Origin of the sequence: Luteococcus peritonei, assembly GCF_039526385.1 — a bacterium.
GTDB classification, from domain to species: domain Bacteria; phylum Actinomycetota; class Actinomycetes; order Propionibacteriales; family Propionibacteriaceae; genus Luteococcus; species Luteococcus peritonei.
In genome coordinates this window covers 1-3,057 of record NZ_BAAAIX010000032.1, presented here as the reverse complement: position 1 = coordinate 3,057, position 3,057 = coordinate 1, and the positions used below count along the sequence as shown (strand labels likewise).

Annotated in this window: 3 protein-coding genes; all 3 read left to right on the top strand. The window is 68.5% G+C overall.

Going from position 1 to position 3,057, the window contains the following annotated elements:
* Nucleotides 1–210 precede the first annotated feature (210 nt).
* The 3 genes from ABD073_RS13375 to ABD073_RS13365 all read left to right on the top strand — a co-directional run bounded on the left by ABD073_RS13375 (nt 211) and on the right by ABD073_RS13365 (nt 2,966).
* On the top strand, nt 211–453 hold the full coding sequence (locus ABD073_RS13375; protein WP_343875385.1) for a hypothetical protein: 243 nt from the start codon (nt 211–213) through the stop codon (nt 451–453).
* Between the two features lie 64 nt (nt 454–517).
* Complete coding sequence (gene lepA, locus ABD073_RS13370) at nt 518–2,353, top strand: translation elongation factor 4 (RefSeq protein ID WP_343875384.1); 1,836 nt, start codon at nt 518–520, stop codon at nt 2,351–2,353.
* 31 nt (nt 2,354–2,384) lie between these two features.
* Nucleotides 2,385–2,966 carry a DUF1707 SHOCT-like domain-containing protein gene (locus tag ABD073_RS13365; RefSeq protein WP_343875382.1) on the top strand — a complete coding sequence of 194 codons (582 nt, stop codon included), beginning with the start codon at nt 2,385–2,387 and terminating at the stop codon, nt 2,964–2,966.
* Nucleotides 2,967–3,057: the final 91 nt, after the last annotated feature.

The window sequence follows — 3,057 nt, the reverse complement described above, 5'->3', positions numbered from 1 at the left end:
AACACCAGACCCCGCAAGGTCTTGGACTACCGCACCCCAGCTGAAACACTCCAAGACATCATCGGTGTTGCACTGACCCCCTGAAGCCACCGCCGTTTTCTCGGGCCGAACCTCGGATCGAGGCAGCGATTCTCAGGGTAGGACTTCCGACCCAATGGTGCTCCGGCGTCCGGCCCGGGATTGTCAGGGGCAGCGCCTAGGGTCTGGCCCATGTCGAGCAGGGTGAGGTCCGAGCTGGGGAGCCTGGCGTCGCGCACCGGGGGCCGGGTGGCGGCGCGGACGTCGCACGTGGAGGTGCTGGACGGGGACCTGCCCTGTCCGGGTGTCATGGTGGGCTGGCAGCGCTCCCCACAGGGCTGGCTGGCGCACGTGGCGTGGGTGCGCGACGGGCGGCTGGTGGTCGGGCTGCTGGAGGCCGGGCTGGTGCGGCCCGGCCGCGAGGCGTCGACATGAGTTCGGGCGGCCATTCGTGAGAAGATGACACGTCCCATCCGGCACCACGACGACGGGGAGTGCATTGAGCGCGCCACAGCCCGGTTCCACCGATCCGGCGATCATCCGCAACTTCTGCATCATCGCGCACATCGACCACGGCAAGTCCACGCTGGCCGACCGCATGCTGCAGCTCACCGGGGTGGTCGACGCGCGAGCCATGCGCGCCCAGTACCTGGACCGCATGGACATCGAGCGCGAGCGCGGCATCACCATCAAGTCGCAGGCGGTCCGGATGCCCTGGCAGGTGGCCGGCGCCGACCACGTGCTGAACATGATCGACACCCCCGGCCACGTCGACTTCACCTATGAGGTCTCCCGCTCGCTGGCGGCCTGCGAGGGCGCGATCCTGTTGGTGGACGCGGCCCAGGGCATCGAGGCGCAGACCCTGGCCAACCTCTACCTGGCCATGGAGAACGATCTCACCATCATCCCGGTGCTGAACAAGATCGACCTGCCCGGCGCCCAGCCCGAGAAGTACGCCGCCGAGCTCGCCGGCCTGATCGGCTGCGAGCCCGAGGACGTGCTGCGGGTCTCCGCGAAGACCGGCGAGGGGGTCACCGACCTGCTGGACCAGATCGTGGCGCAGATCCCGGCCCCGGTGGGCGACGCCTCCGCGCCGCCCCGTGCGCTGATCTTCGACTCCGTCTACGACACCTACCGCGGCGTGGTCACCTACATCCGCGTGGTCGATGGCGAGATCAGCCACCGCGAGAAGATCCTGATGATGAGCACCCGCGCCACCCACGAGGTGCTGGAGGTGGGCGTCATCAGCCCCGAGCCGCTCAAGTCCGCCGCGCTCGGCGTCGGCGAGGTGGGCTACCTGATCACCGGCGTGAAGGACGTGCGCCAGTCCCGCGTGGGCGACACCGTCACCGTCTCCTCCCGACCGGCCAGCAGCGACCTGGGCGGCTACCGCCACCCCAACCCGATGGTCTTCGCCGGTCTGTACCCGATCGACGGCAACGACTTCCCCGAGCTGCGTGAGGCGTTGGAGAAGCTGCAGCTCAACGACGCGGCGCTCACCTACGAGCCGGAGACCTCCGGCGCCCTGGGCTTCGGCTTCCGCGTCGGCTTCCTGGGCCTGCTGCACATGGAGATCACCCGGGAGCGGCTGGAGCAGGAGTTCAACCTGGACCTGATCTCCACCGCCCCGAACGTGGTCTACCGGGTGGTGATGGAGGACGGCAAGGAGTTCACCGTCACCAACCCGTCGGAGTATCCGGACGGCAAGATCGACAAGGTCTACGAGCCCGTGGCCAAGGCCACCATCCTGGCACCGAGTGAGTACATCGGGACCATCATGGAGCTCTGCCAGCAAAAGCGCGGCATCCAGACCGGCATGGACTACCTCAGCGAGGACCGCGTCGAGATCCGCTACGTGCTGCCCATGGGCGAGATCGTCTTCGACTTCTTCGACGCCCTGAAGAGCCGCACCAAGGGCTATGCCAGCCTCGACTACGAGATGGCGGGCGAGGAGCCGGCCGACCTGGTCAAGGTGGACATCCTGCTGCACGGCGAGCCGGTGGACGCCTTCAGCGCCATCGTGCATCGCGACAAGGCCTACAACTACGGCGTCGCCATGGCCGGCAAGCTCAAGGAGCTGATCCCGCGCCAGCAGTTCGAGGTGCCGATCCAGGCCGCCATCGGCGCCCGGGTGATCGCCCGCGAGACCATCCGCGCCATCCGCAAGGACGTGTTGGCCAAGTGCTATGGCGGCGACATCTCCCGCAAGCGCAAGCTGCTCGAGAAGCAGAAGGAGGGCAAGAAGCGGATGAAGATGGTGGGCCGCGTGGAGGTGCCCCAGGAGGCCTTCGTGGCCGCACTGCAGACCGGCGAGGGCGGCAAGGAGAAGAAGTAGACCTCGGGCCTGTCGGGCGTACGCTGATGCCATGAGCGAGCTGCCCCGCCTGCGCGCCGGCGATCCTGAGCGCGACCATGCCCTGCGGGTGCTGGCCGAGGCACACTCGGCCGGCAGGATCGACGTCGGGGAGCTGGCGGAACGTCAGGACCGCGTGCTGTCCTCACGCTTCACCGACGAACTGGACGCCCTCGTGGAGGACCTGCCCGAGGCCAACCGGTTGCCCGCGGTCCCGGCCGTCAAGCATCGAGGCGCCCTGCAGGTGCCCGCGGGACCCGATGTCGGCGTCTCGGCGGTGATGAGCGGCAAGGACCTGTGCCCGCCGCCCGGCACCCGGCGGCTCCACGGCCTGCAGTGGTGGGGCGGCCATACCATCGACCTGAGCGACTGCCTGGGCCCGGGCATCACCGTCGAGCTGGAGCTGGTGGCCGTGATGGGCGGCTCCACGATCCGGGTGCCGCCGGGAGTCCGGGTCGAGGACCGGACCTTCAACATCATGGCCGGCAACAGTGTCAGCCGGCGGGCCCGTGGCGACGGGTCCAATGGCACCGTGGTGCTCAAGGGCTTCTCCTGGTGGGGCGGCCACAACGTCAAGCGGACCGAGCCGGACTGACATGACGAGGGCCCGTCCCGACCCGGCGGGTTCTAACGGTCCTCGCAACACCCCGATTTTTGGGAGTTGTGAGGACCGTGTCGTTTGTGGA

What these genes read in the sequence shown, in the direction of transcription:
- ABD073_RS13375 (WP_343875385.1), top strand. Translation starts at nt 211, where the DNA reads ATGTCGAGCAGGGTGAGGTCCGAGCTGGGGAGCCTGGCGTCGCGCACC.
- ABD073_RS13365 (WP_343875382.1), top strand. Translation starts at nt 2,385, where the DNA reads ATGAGCGAGCTGCCCCGCCTGCGCGCCGGCGATCCTGAGCGCGACCAT.